This window comes from Enterobacter sp. HMSC16D10, assembly GCF_001807145.1.
GTDB lineage: Bacteria > Pseudomonadota > Gammaproteobacteria > Enterobacterales > Enterobacteriaceae > Enterobacter > Enterobacter roggenkampii.
Window position 1 is genome coordinate 40,676 of record NZ_KV787840.1, and the last position, 19,680, is coordinate 60,355.

Here is a 19,680-nt window from a genome sequence, read left to right on the forward strand (position 1 = left end):
AGTGAATAAGTGTGAGCTACTTCAAATTTGTCAGTTCAAATAGATCCACCCGGTGACAAGGTGAAACCTAAATCTAACATTTTCGGCGTAACCGTCTCGCCACGAATGCGCGCCAGCAGGCGTTCTGCGCCAATGCGGCCCATACGTTCACGCGGCGTCAGGACGCTCGCCAGACGCGGCTCCATCACCTGACCGATGTCATGGCCGTGGAAACCGGCGATCGCCATATCATCAGGGATCTTCAGCCCCAGACGCTGGCACTCAAACGCTGCGCCGACCGCAAGGTCATCGTTGGTACAGAAAATACCGTCCAGTTGCGGATACTCGCGTCGCGCCTGACGCATCAGCTCAATACCCGACGTAAAGGAAGAGGACTGCTCCACCATCACGCTGTACGGGGTTAAGTTCGCGTCGAGCATCGCCTGCTCGTATCCCTTCTGTTTGATGATAGTACGTTCATCAAGACGCGCACCCAGATAGGCGATATGACGATGCCCGCGGGCGATAATGGCCGCCGTCATCTGGCGCGCCGCTTCGAAGTTATCAAAGCCGACGGCGATGTCGAGGCACGGCGACTGGCTGTCCATCAGCTCCACGACCGGAATACCGGCCACTTCAATCATTTTGAGCGTGCGGGCAGTGTGGGTACGTTCGGTTAAAATCAGGCCGTCAATGTTCCAGGAAAGCATCGATTCAAGACGTTCCTCTTCGAGTTCCGGCTTGTACCCGTAGTGGGCGAGCATGGTCTGGTAGCCAAACGCATCGGTGACGCTTTCAATTCCACGTAATACTTCGGCGAAAACCTGGTTGGTCAAAGAAGGAAGCAAAACGCCCACCGCGCGGCTGGTCGCATTCGAGAGTATATCGGGTGCACGGTTGGGGATGTAACCCAGTTCATCAAGGGCAGCGGCAATCTTGCCACGTAACGCCACGGAAACCTGTTCCGGGTTACGTAAAAAACGGCTGACCGTCATTTTGGTCACACCGACGCGATCGGCGACATCCTGAAGTACGGGGCGTTTCTTTTTCATCGTCCTGAGAAATCTTGAAGTGAGAGATTTGCTCAGTTTACCACGGACAAAGCCCATCCTTCCCCTGTCAAAGGGAAGGATGGGGATTTATTTATGTTTTATTACACCGGCGGCAGGTCAAACAGCAGAATTTCGCTTTCGCTGTCGGCATGCACGGAGATCGCCTGCTCATCCCAGATGGCCAGACCATCGGCGGTTGTCGCTTTGGTGCCGTTGATGGACACCTCCCCTTTCACCACCTGGATCCAGACGCGGCGGTTAGCGGCAATCTGATGCACGGACTGTTCATCTTTCGCCAGCGCCCAGCGGTACAGCTCCATATCCTGATGCACTTTCAGGGAACCTTCACGCGCATCCGGGGAGAGCACCAGCTGTTTACCCTGTTTGGCGTCGAAGCGGCGCTGCTCGTAGCGCGGCGTGATGCCGGTCTCTTCTGGAATGATCCAGATTTGATACAGGTGCAGTTTTTCCGTTTTGCTTGGGTTGTACTCGGAGTGACGCACCCCGGTACCCGCGCTCATAATCTGGAACTCGCCCGCCGGAACCTGCTCTTTGTTGCCCATGCTGTCCTGGTGCTCAACCGCACCTTCCAGCACATAGGTCAGGATTTCCATGTCTTTGTGCGGGTGGGTACCAAAGCCCTGGCCTGCATCAATCACGTCGTCGTTAATCACGCGCAGTGCGGAGAAGCCCATGAAGTTCGGGTCGTAGTAGTCGGCAAACGAGAATGAATGCCATGAGTCCAGCCAGCCATGATTCGCGTGACCACGTTCGTTTGCTTTGCGTAAGTAGATCATTGTTTCACCCTCAGTTCGTTTCGATGGAGTAAGTGTGGACGCAAACGGCCTGGGATCATAGGGGGTGAAAATTGACTCCTCTGTTCAAAAATTGTGAACAAGTGCAGAGGAGCCGTTTTTGCTTATTTCGCGAGGGTTACCGTGGCAGGAGAAGCCTGTTCGAAGGCCCGCTCAAGGATTTCGAGGTTGGTCAGAACGTCAGATTCCTTGACGTAATTCGCCGTGCCGTTTGTGAGGGTCTCAAACAGCGCATCATAGACGCGGCCATAGTCGCCGGTTTCCGGCTTCAGCGTTTCTTTGACCGTCACGCCCTCGTCGTTCACATACTCCAGCACGCCCACGGAATCGTCCGCGGCAAAGCCTGGCTCACCCGGCATGATATTGGCCTTCAGGCTGGTCTCCTGCTGGTCGATACCGTATTTGATAAACGAACCTTTAGTGCCGTGAACGATAAATTTCGGGTAGTCGATTTTCACCAGATGGCTGGTTTTGACGATGGCCTTCAGGTCGCCGTAGAACAGCTGGGCTTCGAAGGTATCGTCCGGGTTGGCTTTATTGCGCAGGCTGCGAATGTCATACGCCACGTGGTCCGGGCGGCCAAACAGGGAGATGACCTGGTCCATGGTGTGCACGCCCAGACCATAGAACGAACCATCCTGCGGCAGTCCGGGTTGCGTTTCCGCCACCGGACGGTAGTAATCGAAGTGACTTTCGATTTCCACGATGTTGCCGAGCTTGCCGCTTTCAATCGCTTTTTTCGCCGTCAGGAAGCAGCTGTCAAAGCGACGGTTCTGATACGGCGTGACGGTCAGGCCTTTGCTTTTCGCCAGCGCGAACAGCGCTTTCGCTTCGGCAATAGTCGGGGTGAACGGCTTTTCTACCAGCACGTTTTTACCCGCATTGAGCGCGCGTTTGGCATAGTCAAAATGGCTGTCGGCATGGGTGCAGACAACCACCAGCTTCACCTGCGGGTCGTTAAGCACCTCATCGAGATCGCTGGTGAAGTGGATGTGGGAATACTGCGGAGATTGCTCTTCCGGCTTCGCGCGGCGGCGGTAGATATGGGCCACATGCCAGCTGTCTTTGCGGTTAAGAACATACGGAAGGTGATAGCGGGTCGTACTTTTACCAAATCCAATAAATGCGCAATGTAGTGTCATAGCTCAGTCCTTTTGGAAGGTTACTGAGTCTAACCATAACAAAAAAAAAGCCAGCTAAAAGCTGGCTAAAGTAATACTGGAAGCAATGTGAGCAATGTCGTGCTTTCAGGTTCCCGTAGGGGTCTTCCTGAATGCAGAGCAATAATAATCATTCTCATTCGCACTTGTCCAATACTTTTTGCAAAAAATAGCGGTTGACTCAAATTTTAAAGTCATTGATGTTGGAAGGGACGTTTAACTGACTGAGGAACAAGGAATGAGTGAGATAGTGATACGCCATGCGGAACCGAAAGATTATGACGCCATTCGTCAGATCCACGCCCAACCGGAGGTGTACCACAACACACTACAGGTTCCTCATCCATCTGAGCAAATGTGGCAAGAACGACTCACCGACCAGCCCGGCATTAAGCAACTGGTCGCCTGTATAGACGGTCATGTCGCCGGGCATCTGTGCATCGCCGTCGCGCAACGCCCACGCCGCAGCCATGTGGCTGATTTTGGGATTTGTGTCGGCGCGCAGTGGCAAAACCGGGGCGTTGCCAGCGCGCTGATGCGCACCATGATTGATATGTGCGATAACTGGCTGCGCGTTGACCGCATTGAGCTGACGGTGTTTGTCGATAACGAGCCGGCGATTGCGGTGTACAAAAAATACGGGTTCGAAATTGAAGGCACCGGCAAGCGCTATGCCCTGCGCAACGGCGAGTATGTGGATGCGTATTATATGGCGAGAATGAAGTAGTGATTTGCCGGGTGGCGGCTTCGCCTTACCCGGCCTACGTTCGTGCAGTTGTAGGCCCGGTAAGCGCAGCGCCACCGGGCAATACATCAATACCCCGCCGTCAAATCATCCACCGAACGCGGGTCTGATGCGCCAAACAGCGCGCCGTCCGGCCCCACCATAATGCTCTGGGTGCTGCCCATCGCCTCTTTCACCGCCACCTTCTGCCCACGCTGCTCAAGCAGTTTAATGGTGTCCGGGCTAAAGCCCTTCTCGACGCGCAGCTCGTCCGGCAGCCACTGGTGGTGGAAACGCGGGGCGTTAGTCGCTTCGGCAACGTTCATCCCAAAGTCGATGCTGTTCACCACCATCTGCAATACGGTGGTGATAATCCGGCTGCCGCCCGGGCTACCGGTTACCAGCCAGGTTTTGCCCTCTTTCACCACGATGGTGGGCGACATGGACGACAGCGGACGTTTCTTCGGCCCTACCGCGTTCGCATCGCCGCCGACCAGCCCGTAGACGTTCGGCACGCCCGGCTTGGCAGAGAAGTCATCCATCTCGTTGTTCAGCAGAATGCCGCTATTGCCCGCCACAATCCCGGTGCCGAAGGTGGTGTTGAGCGTATAGGTCTCCGCCACCGCGTTACCGTCTTTATCCACCACCGAGAAGTGGGTGGTCTGGTTGCTTTCATACGGTGCCAGCTTGCCGGGACGGATCTCGCTCGACGGCTTGGCCTTGTTGATATCAATCTGATCGGCAATTGATTTGGCGTACGCCTTGTTGGTCAGCGCCTGCCACGGCACCTTCACGAAGTCCGGGTCGCCGAGATATTCCGAGCGGTCGGCATAGGCGCGTTTTTCCGCTTCCGCCATTATCTGCATGGCATCCGCGCTGCCGAAGCCGAACTTGTGCATATCGAAGTTTTCAAGAATGTTGAGGATCTGCACGATGTGAATGCCCCCGGAAGACGGCGGTGGCATGGAGAAAACCTCGTACCCGCGGTAGGTGCCGCTAATCGGCTCGCGCTCCACCGCCTTGTAGTCCGCCAGATCCGCTTTGGTGATGAGCCCGCCGTTCTTCTGCATCTCTTGCGCAATCTGGTCGGCAATCGCCCCTTTGTAGAAAGCGTCCGGACCGTGCTCCGCAATCAGCTCCAGGCTTTTGGCGAGGTTCTTCTGCACCAGCTTATCGCCCTTCTTCAGCGGTTCACCGTCTTTCCAGAAGATCGCCTTACTGTTTTCGTGATTCGGGATGACTTCGCTGCCGTAGGTTTTGAGGTCGTCTGCCAGGGCGTCATTCACCACAAAGCCCTCCCGCGCCAGCTTGATAGCAGGCTGCACCACCTTGTTCAGCGGCATCGTGCCGTATTTTTCCAGCGCCAGCGAGAAGCCCGCAACGGTGCCCGGCGTGCCGGAGGCCAGGTGCGAGGTCAGGGATTTTTTACTGTCCGGGTTGCCCTGGTCATCGAGGAACATGTCCCGTGACGCCTGAGAAGGCGCCATTTCACGGAAGTCGATGGCGGTGGTTTTCCCGTCTTTGGTGCGCAGCATCATAAAGCCGCCGCCGCCCAGGTTCCCCGCCTGCGGGTGCGTCACCGCCAGCGCATAGCCGACGGCGACCGCCGCATCCACCGCGTTACCGCCCTGCCTGAGAATATCGACGCCCACGCGGGTCGCCAGCGCATCCACCGACGCCACCATGCCGTGGGTTGCCCGCACGGGATGAAAGACATCTTCCTCCACGCCGTAAGAGACCGGAGGCGCCGCGGGCGGGTTGGCCGCCACGCTAAATGTACCGCCTGCCATCAGCGCGGCGAGGGCGACCCAGCGCAAAAACGTTGGTTTCATCATTATTGTTCTCCAGGTGAAGGGATCCATATTCCCCGCTTAAGCCTGGTTCACAACTCCTAAAAAATCATCGTCATGGTGAAATCAGGGTAAACTTAAGAGAGACCTCAAAAGGAGGAAATGACAATGAAACGCTTATTGATTCTTACGGCGCTGATCCCCTTTGCCGCGCTCGCACAGCCACTCAACACCATGAACAACCCTAACCAGCAGGGTTATGTCATCCCGAGCCAGCAGCGTATGCAGACCGAGATGATGAGCCAGCAACAGCAGCAAAAAGGGATGCTGAATCAGCAGCTGAGAACGCAGACCCAGATGCAGCAGCAAAGCCTGCAAAATCAGATGAACGCCAACACCCAGCGCGTGCAGCAGGGGCAGGTGCGCGAGCAGCCGCTGCCGAACAGAAACGGCGGAATGTTAGGTGGAATGACTTCGTCAGGCAGCGGACAGCAGCATATGCTGCCGCCGCAGTCGAATGGCAGTATGCTTAATCCGCAGAACTAAAGTCCGGGCCAATCAGGTCAATCGCATCGGTACAGATGCTGTCCACGCCCCAGCGCAGCAGTTCGGCCGCACGCTGGGGTTTGTTGACGGTGTAAACCAGAATATGCAGTCCCGCGTCTTTCAGCATCTTCACCCGCGCCTCATCCAGCAGCTTGTGATTAAGATGAATAGAGACACACGCTAGCGCGTCGTCAGCTCGCGCCAGTCCTCGCGCCACTCGTCCAGCAGCAGCCCGCGCGGCAGCTCCGGCACGGCCGCCTGTGCCGCCTCCAGGGCGTCAATTTCAAACGAGGAGAGCAGCGGCGCGGTCATCCCTTCCCACAGCTCGCGCGCGGCAAGGGCAATCACTTTGCCGGTCAGCGGCCCGGTGCCGGAGGTCGGTTTGATTTCGATATTGGCCATCATGCCGTGCTGGCGACAGCGATCGGCCACTTCCGCCAGCAGCGGCAGCGGTTCGCCTTTGAATTCGCCGCTGTACCAGCTTCCGGCGTCGACTTTCAGCAAATCGCGCCACGGCAGCTCGCCCGCCACGCCCCAGCCGTTGCTGGTGCGTTCGAGGTTATCGTCATGCAGCAGGAAAATCTCGCCGTCTTTCGACAGCTTGGCGTCGAACTCGATCATGGTGTGGCCGTAACGCGCGCCAACATCAATCGCCGCCAGGGTGTTCTCCGGCGCCAGTTTACCGCCGCCGCGGTGGGCGACGACGTGGGGATAAGGCCAGTTGCTCATACTCGTTGTCCTGTTTCACCGTCAAAAAGGTGCAGATGATTTTCCGGCAGGTGCAGCCACAGCGTGCTGCCTGCTTTAGGGCGCTCCTGATGCGCCAGACGCACCACCATCTTTTGCTCGCCCCAGCGCCCGTGCGCCAGGTTATCTGCACCTAACATCTCCAGCGTGTCCATCACCAGCGGCACGCCGCCTTCCGCCTGAGAGGTTAAACCGATATGTTCCGGGCGGATACCGAGCGTCATCTTACGCCCGGCGTAGCCACGATAGTACCAGTTGATCGGCAATGCCATCCCGCTTTCCAGCTCAAAGTGCGTGCCCGTGCTGCTGATGCGCCCTTCGAGCAGATTCATCGCCGGGCTGCCGATAAAGCTCGCCACAAAGCGGGTGGCCGGTTTCTCGTAGACTTCCACGGGGGTACCAATCTGCTCGGCAACGCCTTTGTTCATCACCATCACGCGCTGGGCGAGGGTCATGGCCTCAACCTGATCGTGGGTAACGTACAGTGACGTGGTTTTCAGACGACGGTGCAGCTGCTGCAGCTCAAGACGCATCTGCACGCGCAGCTTGGCGTCGAGGTTAGAGAGCGGCTCATCGAACAGGAATACCGCCGGATCGCGCACGATGGCGCGCCCCATCGCCACACGCTGGCGTTGGCCGCCGGAGAGTTCGCGCGGGCGGCGCTTGAGCAGGCCGTCCAGCTCCAGAATGCGCGCCGCTTCTTTCACGCGCTCCTCGATATGGCCTTTGCCCATGCCGCGGATTTTCAGCCCCCAGGCCATGTTCTCCTCCACGCTCATGTGCGGGTAGAGGGCGTAGTTCTGGAACACCATCGCGATGCCCCTGTCTTTCGGCTCCATCTCGGTGACGCGCTGGCGGTCAATCCAGATATCCCCGGACGTTACGCGCTCCAGCCCCGCCACCATGCGCAGCAGCGTAGATTTGCCGCAGCCGGACGGGCCGACCATCACGATAAACTCCCCGTCCGCCACGTCGAGCGTGAGCGGCTGAATCACCTGGGTTTTGCCGTCCCAGCTTTTGGTTACTGCCTGAAGTTTTAAACCTGCCATCTTATTTCTCGCTATCGACCAGGCCGCGGACAAACGCGCGCTGCATGGCTAAAACAATGACTACGGGTGGGATTAGGGTGAGCAGCATCGCCGCCATCACCTGGTTCCAGAGGGTGGTGCCTTCGCCGGTGGCAATCATGCCTTTGATGCCCGCCACGGCGGTGCCGAGATTGACGTCCTGAATAATCAGCAGCGGCCACAGGTACTGGTTCCAGCCGTAGATAAAGGTGATCACAAACAGCGCCGCAAGGTTGGTTTTCGACAGCGGCAGCACGATGTCGCGGAAGAAGCGCATCGGCGACGCGCCGTCGATGCGCGCGGCTTCAATCAGCTCGTCAGGCAGGGTCATAAAGAACTGGCGGAACAGGAAGGTGGCGGTCGCCGAGGCCATCAGCGGCAGGGTTAGGCCCGCGTAGCTGTCGAGCATCTTGAGGTTGGCGATCACTTCCACCGTCGGGAAGATACGCACCTCCACCGGCAGCATCAGGGTGATAAAAATCATCCAGAAAAAGAGGTTGCGCAGCGGAAAGCGGAACCAGACGATGGCGAAGGCCGAGAGCATCGACACCGTAATTTTGCCGACCGTAATGCCGAACGCCATGATGAAGCTGTTGAGCATCATCAGCCAGAACGGCGCGCTGTTGGCGCCCACGCCCTGGGTCCAGATGGTCTTCATGTTCTCGAACAGATGCGTGCCTGGGATCAGCGTCATCGGCGTGTCGAACACCGCTTTGGTGTCCAGCGTGGCGGCGACAAAGGCCACGTACAGCGGGAAGAGGATGACGATGATCCCCAGAATCAGCATGGTATGGCTGAAAATCGTCAGCCCGCGACGGTTCTCAATCATTGGTAGCGCACCTTACTTTCAACATAGCGGAACTGCACCACCGTGAGGATGATGACGAGGAACATCAGCACCACCGACTGCGCGGCGGAGGCCGAGAGATCCAGCCCGGCGAAGCCTTCGCGGTAGATCTTATAGATAAGCGTGGTGGTCGCCTGCACCGGACCGCCTGCGGTCGCCGCATCGATCACCGGGAAGGTGTCGAAGAAGGCGTAGACGAGGTTAACCACCAGCAGGAAGAAGCTCACCGGGGCGATCAGCGGCAGCGACAGCCTGAAGAAGCGACGAATCGGCCCTGCGCCGTCAATCGCGGCGGCCTCCACCAGCGAACGCGGGATGGACTGCAGCGCGGCAAAGAAGAACAGGAAGTTGTAGCTGATCTGCTTCCACACCGAGGCGAATACCACCAGGAACATGGCCTGACCGCTGTTCTGGGCGTGGTTCCAGTCGTAGCCGAACTCTGCCAGGAAATGGGTAATCAACCCGCGACCGGGGTTAAACAGGAAAATCCACAGCACGGCGGCGACGGCGGGTGCCACGGCGTACGGCAGCAGCATCAGGGTCTGATACAGGCGGCTGCCGCGCACCACATAGTCCACCAGCGCGGCGAAAAACAGCGAGGCAACAAGGCCGCTGACGGTGACCAGCGCGCTGAACCTGATCGTCGTCCAGAAGGCGTCCAGGTAGTAGCTGTCATGGAACAGCGCGGTAAAGTTGTCCAGCCCGACAAACTGGCTGGAGAGCCCAAACGGATCGACGCTTTGTACCGAGTACCACAGCGCTTCGCCCGCAGGCCAGATAAAGAAGATAACGGTGATGACCAGCTGAGGCGCGACCAGCAGGTACGGCAGCCAGCGGGAACGGAACACCGGACGGGATGATGACATTGAGATTGGGTTCCTGAGCAATGCCGGGTGGCGGCTACGCCTTACCCGGCCTACATGGGGCACATCGTAGGCCCGGGAAGCGCAGCGCCACCGGGCGAATCACGGATTACGATTTCGTCGACTGCTCAAAGCGGCGCAGCAGCTGATTCCCGCGCTCTACTGCGGAATCCAGCGCCTGCTGTGGCGTTTTCTTCCCGGTCCAGACGCTTTCCAGCTCTTCATCCACGATGGTGCGGATCTGCGGCATGTTGCCCAGACGCAGGCCTTTGGTGAACGGCAACGGCGGCTTGTTCAGCATCTGACGCGTCGCGATATCCGCGCCCGGGTTCTTGCTGTAGAAGCCCTGCTCGCGGGTCAGGTCATACGCGGCTTTGGTGATCGGCAGGTAGCCGGTCTTCTGGTGCCATTCGGCGGCGTTTTCCGGCTTCGCCAGGAAGTCAAGGAACTCGGCCACGCCTTTGTAGGTGCCCTTGTCTTTACCCTGCATCACCCACAGGCTCGCCCCGCCGATGATGGCGTTCTGCGGCGCGCCCTTCACGTCGGCATCGTACGGCATCATGCCCACGCCGTAGTTGAATTTGGCGTAGTGGCGGATATCCGCCAGCGAGCCGGACGAGGCGGTGGTAATGGCGCAGTCGCCGTTGTAGAACTTCTCGGTGGATTCGTCTTTACGCCCGAAGTAGCTGAAGTCACCCTTCTTGTTGAGTTCTTCCAGCAGCGCGATGTGCTTCACCTGCTCCGGCTTGTTGAACTCCAGTACCGCGTCGGTGCCGTCGAAGCCGTTGTTTTTGGTCGCCACCGGCAGGCCGTGCCAGGCGCTGAAGTTTTCGATCTGGATCCAGCCCTGCCAGCCGCTGGCGTAGCCGCACTTCATTCCCGCCGCTTTCAGCTTCGCAGTGTATTCGGCCAGGTCCTGCCAGGTTTTTGGCGGCTGCTCCGGGTCTAAACCGGCTTTCTTGAAGGCGTCTTTGTTGTAGTACAGCACCGGCGTGGAGCTGTTAAACGGCTGAGACAGCAGATGTCCGGTTTTGGAATCGGTGTAGTAACCCGCTACGGTCGGCACGAACTGGGATTCATCGAAGTTAATACCCGCTTCTTTGAACACTTCATAGACCGGCTTGATGGCTTTGGAGGCCATCATGGTGGCGGTGCCCACTTCATAAACCTGTAACAGTGCAGGCGCGTTGCCGGTACGGAAGGCGGCGATGCCTGCGCTCAGGCTCTGCTCGTAGTTGCCTTTGTACACCGGCACAATTTTGTAATCCGGATGGGTGTCGTTGAAACGCTGCGCCAGGGAGTCAACTTCTTTACCCAACTCCCCTTCCATGGAATGCCAGAACGGAATGGTCGTCACAGCCATTGCGTTCGTCGCAAAAGCCAGACCCAGTGCCAGACCCAAAGTTGTGTGTCGTAACGATGTCATTGTCATCTCTCTTATTGTGCCGGATGCGCGATATCACGCGTTTTATGCTCGCGAGGTAACATGACATGCTCGAATGACAGAAAAATAACTGTTTGTTTACAGATAAGTGACAGCAAAGGGTCAGGGGGATGATGATTGTGTGAAGGGGTGTGGTGGTTAAAAAAGCCGGGTGGCGGCTACGCCTTGCCCGGCCTACTCGATCCCTGTAGGCCCGGTAAGCGCAGCGCCACCGGGCGATACAGACGGCTCAGCCGCCCAGGTAAGCGCTCCGCACCGCTTCGTTCGCCAGCAGTGCGTCTCCGGTATCCTCAAGCACCACGCGGCCGTTCTCCAGCACGTAGCCACGGTCAGCCAGCTTCAGCGCCTGGTTGGCGTTCTGCTCAACGAGGAAGATGGTCATCCCCTCTTTACGCAGCTGCTCAATGGTGTCGAAGATCTGCTGGATGATGATCGGCGCCAGGCCGAGCGACGGCTCATCCAGCAGCAGCAGGCGCGGCTGGCTCATCAGCGCGCGGCCGATCGCCAGCATCTGCTGTTCACCGCCGGACATGGTGCCCGCACGCTGGATGCGACGCTCCCACAGGCGCGGGAAGAGTTCGTACACCCACTTGATGCGGGTCTGGTATTCATCGCGGTGGGCGAAGAAGCCGCCCATCGCCAGGTTCTCTTCCACCGTCATACGCGAGAACACGCGACGCCCTTCCGGAACAATCGCCACCGCCTCGCGCATGATTCTGGCGGTCTGCCAGTCGGTAATGTCTTTGCCGTCAAACACAATCCGCCCGCTGGTGGCGCGCGGGTCACCGCACAGGGTGCCGAGCAGCGTGGTCTTACCCGCGCCGTTGGCGCCAATCAGGGTGACGATTTCACCCTGGTTGATATGCAGGCTGACGTCGTGCAGCGCCTGGATCTTGCCGTAGTGCGCATTGACCTTGTCGAACGTTAACATCGCTTTTTCCATCTTATGCCTCACCCAGGTATGCGCGGATCACGTCCGGGTTGTTGCGGATCTCTTCCGGCGTGCCGTTTGCCAGCGGCGTACCCTGGTTAACCACGTAGATACGGTCGGAAATGCCCATCACCAGCTTCATGTCATGCTCAATCAGCAGAATGGTGGTGTCGTGGTGATCGCGCAGTTCGGCAATCAACTCGTCCAGCTCTTTGGTCTCTTTCGGGTTGAGGCCCGCCGCCGGTTCGTCGAGCATGAGGATTTCCGGCTGCGTCACCATGCAGCGCACAATCTCCAGGCGACGCTGATCGCCGTAGGCCAGGTTGCTCGCCTGACGGTTGGCGTGCTGCAGCAGGCCAATGCGGTCGAGCCAGGTGGCGGCGCGATCGAGCGCTTCATCCTGGGCGCGGCGGAAGGCCGGGGTTTTCAGCAGGCCGGAGAACAGCCCGGTTTTCAGCTGCTGATGCTGCGCCACCAGCAGGTTCTCAATCACCGTCATCTCGCGGAACAGACGCACGTGCTGGAAGGTACGCACTACGCCCATGCGGGCAATCTGCTGGCCCGGCAGCCCTTCAAGATGCTGATCGCGCAGCATGATGGTGCCGCCCGTCGGCTTGTAGAAGCCGGTCAGGCAGTTAAAGACCGTGGTTTTCCCCGCGCCGTTCGGGCCAATCAGGGAGACAATCTCTTTCTTGTGCAAATCCAGATTCACGTTGTTGACCGCCAGCAGGCCGCCAAAACGCATCATCAGACCGTTAACGGATAATAATGGCTGACTCATGCCTGCTCTCCTTTCGCTTGCCCGTTCTTCAGCTTCAGCTGTGGACGGGTCATCGGCAGCAAGCCCTGCGGACGCCAGATCATCATCAGCACCATCAAACCACCCAGCATTAACATGCTGTATTCGTTAAAGTCGCGCATCAGCTCGCGCGAGACCACCAGCAGGATGGCCGCCAGGATAACGGCGAACTGCGAGCCCATCCCGCCCAGCACCACAATCGCCAGCACAAAGGCGGATTCGGCAAAGGTGAACGATTCCGGGCTGACGAAGCCCTGACGCGCGGCAAACAGCGTCCCGGCGAAACCGGCAAACGCGGCGCTGATGGTAAACGCGGTCAGCTTGATGCGGGTCGGGTTCAGGCCCAGGGAACGGCAGGCAATCTCATCTTCGCGCAGCGCTTCCCACGCGCGGCCCAGCGGCATGCGCAGCAGGCGGTTAATCACGAACAGGGTGATGACCACCAGCAGCAGCGCCACCAGATAGAGCCAGATGACGCGGTCGGACGGGTCATACTTCACGCCGAAGAAGTTACTGAAGGTGTCCCAGCCGCCTTCGCGGGCGGTGCGGCTGAACTCCAGGCCGAAGAAGGTTGGTTTCGGGATCTGGCTGATGCCGTTCGGGCCGCCGGTCACTTCGGTGTTGTTCAGCAGCAGGATACGGACGATTTCACCGAAGCCTAAGGTCACAATCGCCAGGTAGTCACCGCGCAGGCGCAGCACCGGGAAACCGAGCAGGAAGCCTGCGGCGGCAGAGACCAGCCCTGCCAGCGGCAGGCAGGTCCAGAAGCCGAGCCCGTAATAGTGGTTCAGCAGCGCGAAGGTGTAGGCGCCGATGGCGTAGAAGCCGCCGTAGCCCAGCACCAGCAGGCCTGAGAGCCCCACCACCACGTTCAGACCGAGACCGAGGATCACGTAGATCATGGTCAGGGTAGCGATATCCACGGTTCCACGAGACACCACGAACGGCCACGCCACGGCAGCCACCAGCAGCGCCACGAGGAACAGCTTCTGCTTAACGGTAGACCCGTCGATGGCCGGCAGGACGAATTTCGGCCCGGAGACGTTTTTCAGCGACTTCTGGAACAGCGGACGCAGCAGCTGGAACAGGAACACGACGGCGGTACCGATAAACACCCACTGCCAGCGGATGTCGGGGGCGGTATCCACCACCAGTTTGGTGCCATTCAGCTCAAGCTGGACGCCCATAAAGACGCCCGCCAGCACGAAGAACATGGCGGCAGAGAGCAGCGCCATTGCAAAATGCATCGGTTTCATACTTTCTCTACCTCCGGACGGCCCAGAATACCGGTAGGCATGACCAGCAGAACCAGAATCAGCAGGGCAAACGACACCACGTCTTTATATTCCGTGCTCAGGTACGCCGAAGAGAGCGCTTCCGCCATGCCCAGGATCAGGCCGCCAATCATCGCGCCCGGAATACTGCCGATACCGCCCAGCACCGCCGCGGTAAAAGCTTTCATCCCGGCCATAAAGCCGATGTACGGGTTGATCACGCCGTAGAACTGGCCGAGCAGCACGCCTGCGACGGCAGCCATCGCGGCGCCAATCACGAAGGTCAGGGCAATCACGCGGTCGGTATTGATGCCGAGCAGGCTCGCCATCTTCAGGTCTTCTGCGCACGCGCGGCAGGCGCGTCCCATCCGCGAGTAGCGGATGAACAGCGTCAGGGCCAGCATCGCAATAAAGGTCACGACCCAGATAACCAGCTGCATGGTGGTGATAGAGGCCGCGAAGTTTTCGCTGGCTCCCACAATCCACTGGCCGTTAAACAGGCTTGGCAGCGCCACGTCGCGCGAGCCTTCGGTCAGGCTGACGTAGTTTTGCAGGAAGATCGACATCCCGATGGCGGAAATCAGTGCAATCAGACGCTTGGAGCTGCGCACCGGCCGGTAGGCCACGCGCTCGATGCTCCAGCCGTAGGCGCTGGCAATCACAATCGCGCCGACAAACCCGGCGGCGACCAGCAGCCAGCTGCTGTCGATGCCCATCATCATCAGGGCGGCGATAATCATAAAGGAGACATAGCTACCGATCATGTAGACCTCGCCGTGGGCGAAGTTGATCATGCCGATAATGCCGTAAACCATCGTATAGCCGATGGCGATCAGCGCGTAGGTGCTTCCCAGCGTGACGCCGTTAAACATCTGCTGCAGGAAATAGAGAAACTGCTCGGACATATGCAAACCTTTTTATACCCGCCCGTCATGCCGGGCGGTGGGATAATTATTTGGCGGCCGAAGACGAACCGTCGGCGTGCCACTTAAAGACACCAAACTCAAATCCCTTCAGATCGCCTTTCTCATCCCAGTTCAGCGGCCCAATCACGGTGTTCGCCCCGTGTGCTTTTAAATCTTTCACCAGATCCAGCGGTTCTTTGCTGCCGGTACGATCCAGCGCGGTGGCCAGAGACTGTACGGCGGCATAGGTGATCCAGACGTACGGACCACTCGGATCTTTCTTCTGCGCCTTGAGCGCATCCACGATAGCCTTGTTGGCCGGATCCTGGTCATAGCGTTTTGGCATCGTCACCAGCATGCCTTCGGCAGAATCCCCGGCGATGTTGGACAGGGAGGCATTGCCCACGCCCTCTGGCCCCATAAACTGAGTTTTCAGACCGGTGGCGCGCGCCTGACGCAGCATCTGCCCCATCTCCGGGTAGTAGCCGCCGTAGTAAACAAAGTCGATATTCTCTTTTTGCAGACGAGCGATCAGCGCGGAGAAGTCTTTTTCACCGGCGGTAATCCCGTCGAAGAAGACGATGTTCGCGCCGCCTTTTTTCAGGCCGTCCTGAACGGAGCGCGCCAGGCCTTCGCCGTACTGCTGCTTGTCATGAATAATGGCGATACGCTGCGGCTTGACGGTTTCAAGGATGTATTTGGCGGCGGTAGGCCCCTGAGAGGAGTCCAGACCGGCGGTGCGCATGATGTGCTGGTAGCCGCGCTGGGTCAGCTCAGGGTTAGTGGCGCCAGGGGTGATCATCAGAATGCCTTCGTCTTCGTAGATGTCAGACGCGGGCTGGGTGGACGATGAGCACAGGTGGCCGATCACATACTGGATGCCATCGTTGACGATTTTGTTGGCGACCGCGACGGCCTGTTTCGGATCGCAGGCGTCGTCATACTCCACGCCCACCAGCTTGTCGCCCTTGATGCCGCCCTTAGCGTTGATGTCTTTGATGGCCTGGCGCGCACCGTTGAACTCCATGTCACCCCACTGGGCAACAGGGCCGGACATCGCCCCCACTACCGCAACTTTTATGTCTTCCGCCATGGCGGCATGCGAGATCGACAGTGCGACCATCCCCGCGATTAACGTCTTCGCGTTCCTTTTCATCTCTGAATCCCCATTCGTGATGTCGTGTTTATATTTTGTTTTATTATGGTTAAAAAGCATTCTGTACTTTTAATGAACAACGCTATTTTTACCAGTGCCTTTAATGGTTTAGCGCAGGTTTTTGTCAAAAACCAGACTAAAATCTCTATTTTTCAGGCGATTAAGCAAAGATAATATTCTGAAATCAGGCAGAGATAAACAAATAAAAGTGCAGTTTGCAGCATAAAATAACGGTACAAAGCGCCGAATAAATCACTGCCATTCAGGTTAAAATCCTGCTTATTTTTCGATCCATGTGTTTTCAAACTGCCCAACGCGCTGCCAAAAAACTAATCACCTGGCAAACGGCGATAAAAAGAGGAAGCCGCTGAGCGAATAAATTGAGTACACTGCCCCTACTCAATTTGATTTGGACAAGCAGCTAATGAAACTGACTATCGTGCGTCTGGTGACCTTTAGCGACCAGGATCATATCGACCTGGGCAAGATCTGGCCGGAATATTCCCCTTCATCGCTGGCCGTCGACGAAAATCACCGTATCTATGCCGCGCGCTTTAACGAGCGTCTTCTGGCCGCCGTTCGCGTAACGCTGAGCGGCACGGAAGGGGCGCTGGACTCGCTGCGCGTGCGTGACGTGACCCGCCGTCGCGGCGTGGGGCAGTATTTAATTGAAGAAGTGCTCCGCGAAAACCCGGGCGTGACCTCATGGTGGATGGCCGACGTGGGCGTAGAAGACCGCGGCGTCATGGCGGCGTTTATGCAGGCGTTAGGGTTTACGGCGCAGGAGAGCGGGTGGGAGAAGCGCTAAAAGAAAGCCGGGTGGCGGCTGCGCCTTACCCGGCCTACAATTTCTACCGCATTTTCCCAAGCATTTCGTGTTGCAGGAAGGCGGCAAGTTATGAAATCCCCGGGAGCTTACATAAGTAAGTGACCGGGGTTGAATAACGCAGCCAACGCACCTGCGGCGCGAAAGGCGACGGGAAAATTATTTGGCGTCTGTCGCCGTGCCATTCGCATGCCAGTCAAACACGCCGAACTCGAAGCCCTTCAGGTCGCCCTTCGTGTCCCAGGAGAGAGGCCCCATAACGGTTTCGACGGTGTTCGCTTTCAGCCAGGTGGCAATCTCAGCCGGATCGGCTGACTGGTTCAGGCCCGCCTGCAGCGACTGCAGCGCCGCGTAGGTGGTCCAGACGAACGCGCCGCTTGGATCCTGTTTCTTCGCCTTGATGGCATCTACGATAGGTTTGTTCGCAGGGACCTGGTCGTAGTTCTTCGGTTTGGTCACCAGCAGGCCTTCGGCGGATTCACCCGCGATGTTAGACAGAGAAACGTTCGCCACCCCTTCCGGGCCCATGAACTGGGTTTTCAGACCGGCAGCGCGCGCCTGGCGCAGGATCTGGCCCATTTCCGGGTGGTAGCCGCCGTAGTAAACAAAGTCGATATTCTCTTTCTTCAGACGCGCAACCAGCGTGGAAAAGTCTTTCTCACCGGCGGTGATCCCGTCGAAGAACACCACGTCGGCATTGGCTTTCTTGAGGTTGTCCTGCACTGAACGCGCCAGACCTTCACCGTACTGCTGCTTGTCATGAACGATGGCAATGCGCTTCGGCTTCACTTTTTCAACGATGTATTTCGCCGCGGTTGGGCCCTGGTCAGAGTCCAGACCGGTGGTGCGCAGGGTCAGCTTGTAACCGCGTGCGGTCAGCTCTGGTGCGGTCGCCGCCGGGGTGATCATCAGGATACCTTCGTCTTCGTAGATGTCAGACGCCGGCTGGGTAGAAGAAGAGCACAGGTGACCGATAACGTATTTGATCCCGTCGTTCACCACTTTGTTCGCGACCGCGACCGCCTGTTTCGGGTCACAGGCATCATCATATTTTACGATCTGCAGTTTTTCGCCCTTGATACCGCCCTTAGCGTTAATGTCTGCAACCGCCTGTTCTGCGCCAGTAAACTCCTGGTCGCCGTACTGCGCTACCGGACCGGACATGGCGCCAACCACAGCCACTTTGATGTCTGCCTGCGCCATGGTGCTGAATGCCAACGCGATACATCCTGCCAGTAACGCTTTACCCTTCATGTTCATCCTGAGATTCCCCATTATTATGGTTATTACGATTGTTGTGATGTTGTTGTGCAGCGCTTTATTTCAGTTATAGGTGTGCTGTTCGCGCTTTTTCAGCATACTCTGCTAAAACATACCCCATTTTTATGATTTTGGAATAGCAAATTTGAAATGAATATATGATAAGCCCGGCAGAGAGTTCCGCCGGGCATGTGGCTTTAACGTGTCAGCGACGCGGAGATAATGTCCAGCGCTTTACGGAACTGCACTTCGGGAATCGTCAGCGGATAGAGGAAACGAATGACGTTGCCGTAAACGCCGCAGCTCAGAAGCAGCAGACCTTCCTGCAATGCCCGCTCCTGCACCTGGCGGGTAAATTCCGGCGAAGGCTGACCCGTTTGCGGATCGTTAAACTCCACCGCCACCATCGAGCCCTGCGCGCGAATATCCGCGATATACGGGCAGTGTTCCTTCGCCTTGTTCAACACTTCCACCAGGTGATGGCCAAGATGCGCCGATCGCGTGCAGAGATCCTCTTCGTCAATCACGTCCAGCACGGCGTGCGCCGCCGCAATCGCCAGCGGGTTACCCGCGTAGGTACCGCCCAGCCCACCCGGCGCGGGCGCATCCATCACCTCAGCACGGCCCGACACCGCCGAGAGCGGCATCCCGCCCGCCAGGCTTTTCGCCATAGTGATCAGATCGGGCTTCACGCAGTGGTGTTCCATCGAGAACAGCTTGCCGGTGCGGGCGAAACCGCTTTGCACCTCGTCGGCAATCAGCAAAATGCCGTGGGTATCGCACAGGGCGCGCAGCGCCTGCATAAAATCAGCCGGGGCGATGTTAAAGCCGCCCTCCCCCTGAACCGGTTCGAGAATAATCGCCGCGACCTGGTCAGGAGCAATATCCGCTTTAAAGATACGTTCCAGGGTTTTCAACGCTTCCGCCGTGCTGACGCCGTGCAGTTCATTCGGATACTGGGCGTGATACACCGAGCCGGGGAATGGCCCAAAGCCGAGCTTGTACGGCGCAACTTTGCCGGTCAGCGCCATGGTCATAAAGGTGCGGCCGTGGAACGCACCACCGAAGGTGATAAGGCCGGGGCGTTTGGTAAAGGCGCGGGCAATTTTCACCGCGTTTTCGACCGCCTCAGCCCCTGTCGAGAAGAACGCGGTTTTGGCCGGGCCGTCAATCGGCACGCGCTGGTTGATGCGCTCGGCAAGCGCCACGTAGCCTTCGTACGGCACAATCTGGTAGGCCGTGTGGGTAAACGCGTGGAGTTGTTTTTCGATGGCGGAAATGACTTTGGGATGGCGATGGCCGGTATTCAGCACCGCGATCCCGGCGGCGAAGTCGATGTACTCATTGCCTTCCACGTCCCACACCGTGGCGTTTTCGCCTTTATCGGCATAGAAGTTACACATCACGCCGATGCCGCGCGGCGTCGCCTGTAACCGCCGGTCGTTCAGTTCGTTGTTTTTCACCCTGTCCCCCTGAGAAAGTCGCCTGCTTAGCG

At 58.1% G+C, this 19,680-nt stretch carries 18 protein-coding genes and 1 pseudogene; 3 read left to right on the forward strand and 16 right to left on the reverse strand.

From position 1 onward, the window contains the following. Positions 1 to 35: 35 nt before the first annotated feature. From gntR to HMPREF3143_RS05190, 3 genes are all read right to left on the reverse strand, one after another. Positions 36 to 1,031, reverse strand: coding sequence for a gluconate operon transcriptional repressor GntR (gntR, locus tag HMPREF3143_RS05180; protein ID WP_070532013.1), 996 nt, complete (start codon positions 1,029 to 1,031; stop codon positions 36 to 38). A 101-nt stretch (positions 1,032 to 1,132) separates the two neighbouring features. Next, positions 1,133 to 1,828: a pirin family protein gene (locus HMPREF3143_RS05185; RefSeq protein ID WP_008503360.1), complete on the reverse strand. Its 696-nt coding sequence runs from the start codon at positions 1,826 to 1,828 to the stop codon at positions 1,133 to 1,135. A 122-nt stretch (positions 1,829 to 1,950) separates the two neighbouring features. Beyond that, on the reverse strand, positions 1,951 to 2,988 hold the full coding sequence (locus tag HMPREF3143_RS05190; protein WP_070532016.1) for an oxidoreductase: 1,038 nt from the start codon (positions 2,986 to 2,988) through the stop codon (positions 1,951 to 1,953). A 256-nt stretch (positions 2,989 to 3,244) separates the two neighbouring features. Here HMPREF3143_RS05190 and yhhY point away from each other — a divergent pair, with 256 nt between their 5' ends. Continuing rightward, on the forward strand, positions 3,245 to 3,733 hold the full coding sequence (gene yhhY, locus HMPREF3143_RS05195; protein WP_069597759.1) for an N-acetyltransferase: 489 nt from the start codon (positions 3,245 to 3,247) through the stop codon (positions 3,731 to 3,733). 86 nt (positions 3,734 to 3,819) lie between these two features. On the opposite strand, the gene ggt is transcribed toward yhhY, so the two are convergent. Beyond that, on the reverse strand, positions 3,820 to 5,565 hold the full coding sequence (gene ggt, locus HMPREF3143_RS05200) for a gamma-glutamyltransferase (protein WP_175441108.1): 1,746 nt from the start codon (positions 5,563 to 5,565) through the stop codon (positions 3,820 to 3,822). A 123-nt stretch (positions 5,566 to 5,688) separates the two neighbouring features. On the opposite strand from ggt, the gene HMPREF3143_RS05205 reads away from it, so the two are divergent. After that, the gene (locus tag HMPREF3143_RS05205) at positions 5,689 to 6,066 is read left to right on the forward strand and encodes a DUF2756 family protein (RefSeq protein ID WP_021242742.1); all 378 of its coding nucleotides are present in this window, start codon (positions 5,689 to 5,691) and stop codon (positions 6,064 to 6,066) included. Here the strand turns inward: HMPREF3143_RS05205 and ugpQ are convergent. From ugpQ to livK, 10 genes and pseudogenes are all read right to left on the reverse strand, one after another. Beyond that, a pseudogene (ugpQ, locus tag HMPREF3143_RS05210) lies at positions 6,050 to 6,795 on the reverse strand (glycerophosphodiester phosphodiesterase). The gene HMPREF3143_RS05205 and the pseudogene ugpQ overlap by 17 nt on opposite strands. Further along, positions 6,792 to 7,862 carry a sn-glycerol-3-phosphate import ATP-binding protein UgpC gene (locus HMPREF3143_RS05215; RefSeq protein WP_008503354.1) on the reverse strand — a complete coding sequence of 357 codons (1,071 nt, stop codon included), beginning with the start codon at positions 7,860 to 7,862 and terminating at the stop codon, positions 6,792 to 6,794. The pseudogene ugpQ and the gene HMPREF3143_RS05215 overlap by 4 nt, the downstream one beginning before the upstream one ends. Before the next feature lies 1 nt (position 7,863). Next, a complete protein-coding gene (ugpE, locus tag HMPREF3143_RS05220) occupies positions 7,864 to 8,709 on the reverse strand; it encodes a sn-glycerol-3-phosphate ABC transporter permease UgpE (protein ID WP_013099125.1) in 846 nt (281 codons plus the stop codon). Beyond that, a complete protein-coding gene (gene ugpA, locus HMPREF3143_RS05225) occupies positions 8,706 to 9,593 on the reverse strand; it encodes a sn-glycerol-3-phosphate ABC transporter permease UgpA (protein WP_008503352.1) in 888 nt (295 codons plus the stop codon). The genes ugpE and ugpA overlap by 4 nt, the downstream gene beginning before the upstream one ends. 106 nt (positions 9,594 to 9,699) lie before the next feature. Then, complete coding sequence (gene ugpB, locus HMPREF3143_RS05230) at positions 9,700 to 11,016, reverse strand: sn-glycerol-3-phosphate ABC transporter substrate-binding protein UgpB (protein ID WP_070532018.1); 1,317 nt, start codon at positions 11,014 to 11,016, stop codon at positions 9,700 to 9,702. A 247-nt stretch (positions 11,017 to 11,263) separates the two neighbouring features. After that, on the reverse strand, positions 11,264 to 11,977 hold the full coding sequence (livF, locus tag HMPREF3143_RS05235; RefSeq protein WP_008500102.1) for a high-affinity branched-chain amino acid ABC transporter ATP-binding protein LivF: 714 nt from the start codon (positions 11,975 to 11,977) through the stop codon (positions 11,264 to 11,266). Between the two features lies 1 nt (position 11,978). Beyond that, positions 11,979 to 12,746, reverse strand: a complete 768-nt coding sequence (gene livG, locus HMPREF3143_RS05240; RefSeq protein WP_008500101.1) for a high-affinity branched-chain amino acid ABC transporter ATP-binding protein LivG — start codon at positions 12,744 to 12,746, stop codon at positions 11,979 to 11,981. Next, on the reverse strand, positions 12,743 to 14,020 hold the full coding sequence (livM, locus tag HMPREF3143_RS05245; protein WP_008500100.1) for a branched chain amino acid ABC transporter permease LivM: 1,278 nt from the start codon (positions 14,018 to 14,020) through the stop codon (positions 12,743 to 12,745). Before livM ends, livG begins: the two co-directional genes overlap by 4 nt. Next, positions 14,017 to 14,943, reverse strand: a complete 927-nt coding sequence (gene livH, locus HMPREF3143_RS05250) for a high-affinity branched-chain amino acid ABC transporter permease LivH (protein ID WP_070532021.1) — start codon at positions 14,941 to 14,943, stop codon at positions 14,017 to 14,019. The genes livM and livH overlap by 4 nt, the downstream gene beginning before the upstream one ends. Before the next feature lie 46 nt (positions 14,944 to 14,989). After that, a complete protein-coding gene (gene livK / locus HMPREF3143_RS05255) occupies positions 14,990 to 16,099 on the reverse strand; it encodes a high-affinity branched-chain amino acid ABC transporter substrate-binding protein LivK (protein WP_008500098.1) in 1,110 nt (369 codons plus the stop codon). A 424-nt stretch (positions 16,100 to 16,523) separates the two neighbouring features. Here livK and panM point away from each other — a divergent pair, with 424 nt between their 5' ends. After that, a complete protein-coding gene (panM, locus tag HMPREF3143_RS05270; RefSeq protein WP_008500097.1) occupies positions 16,524 to 16,907 on the forward strand; it encodes an aspartate 1-decarboxylase autocleavage activator PanM in 384 nt (127 codons plus the stop codon). Positions 16,908 to 17,084: 177 nt separating this feature from the next. Here the strand turns inward: panM and livJ are convergent, their stop codons facing one another. Then, complete coding sequence (livJ, locus tag HMPREF3143_RS05275; RefSeq protein WP_021242735.1) at positions 17,085 to 18,185, reverse strand: branched chain amino acid ABC transporter substrate-binding protein LivJ; 1,101 nt, start codon at positions 18,183 to 18,185, stop codon at positions 17,085 to 17,087. Between the two features lie 197 nt (positions 18,186 to 18,382). Beyond that, positions 18,383 to 19,648, reverse strand: a complete 1,266-nt coding sequence (locus HMPREF3143_RS05280) for a 4-aminobutyrate--2-oxoglutarate transaminase (RefSeq protein ID WP_070532023.1) — start codon at positions 19,646 to 19,648, stop codon at positions 18,383 to 18,385. Positions 19,649 to 19,680 lie beyond the last annotated feature (32 nt).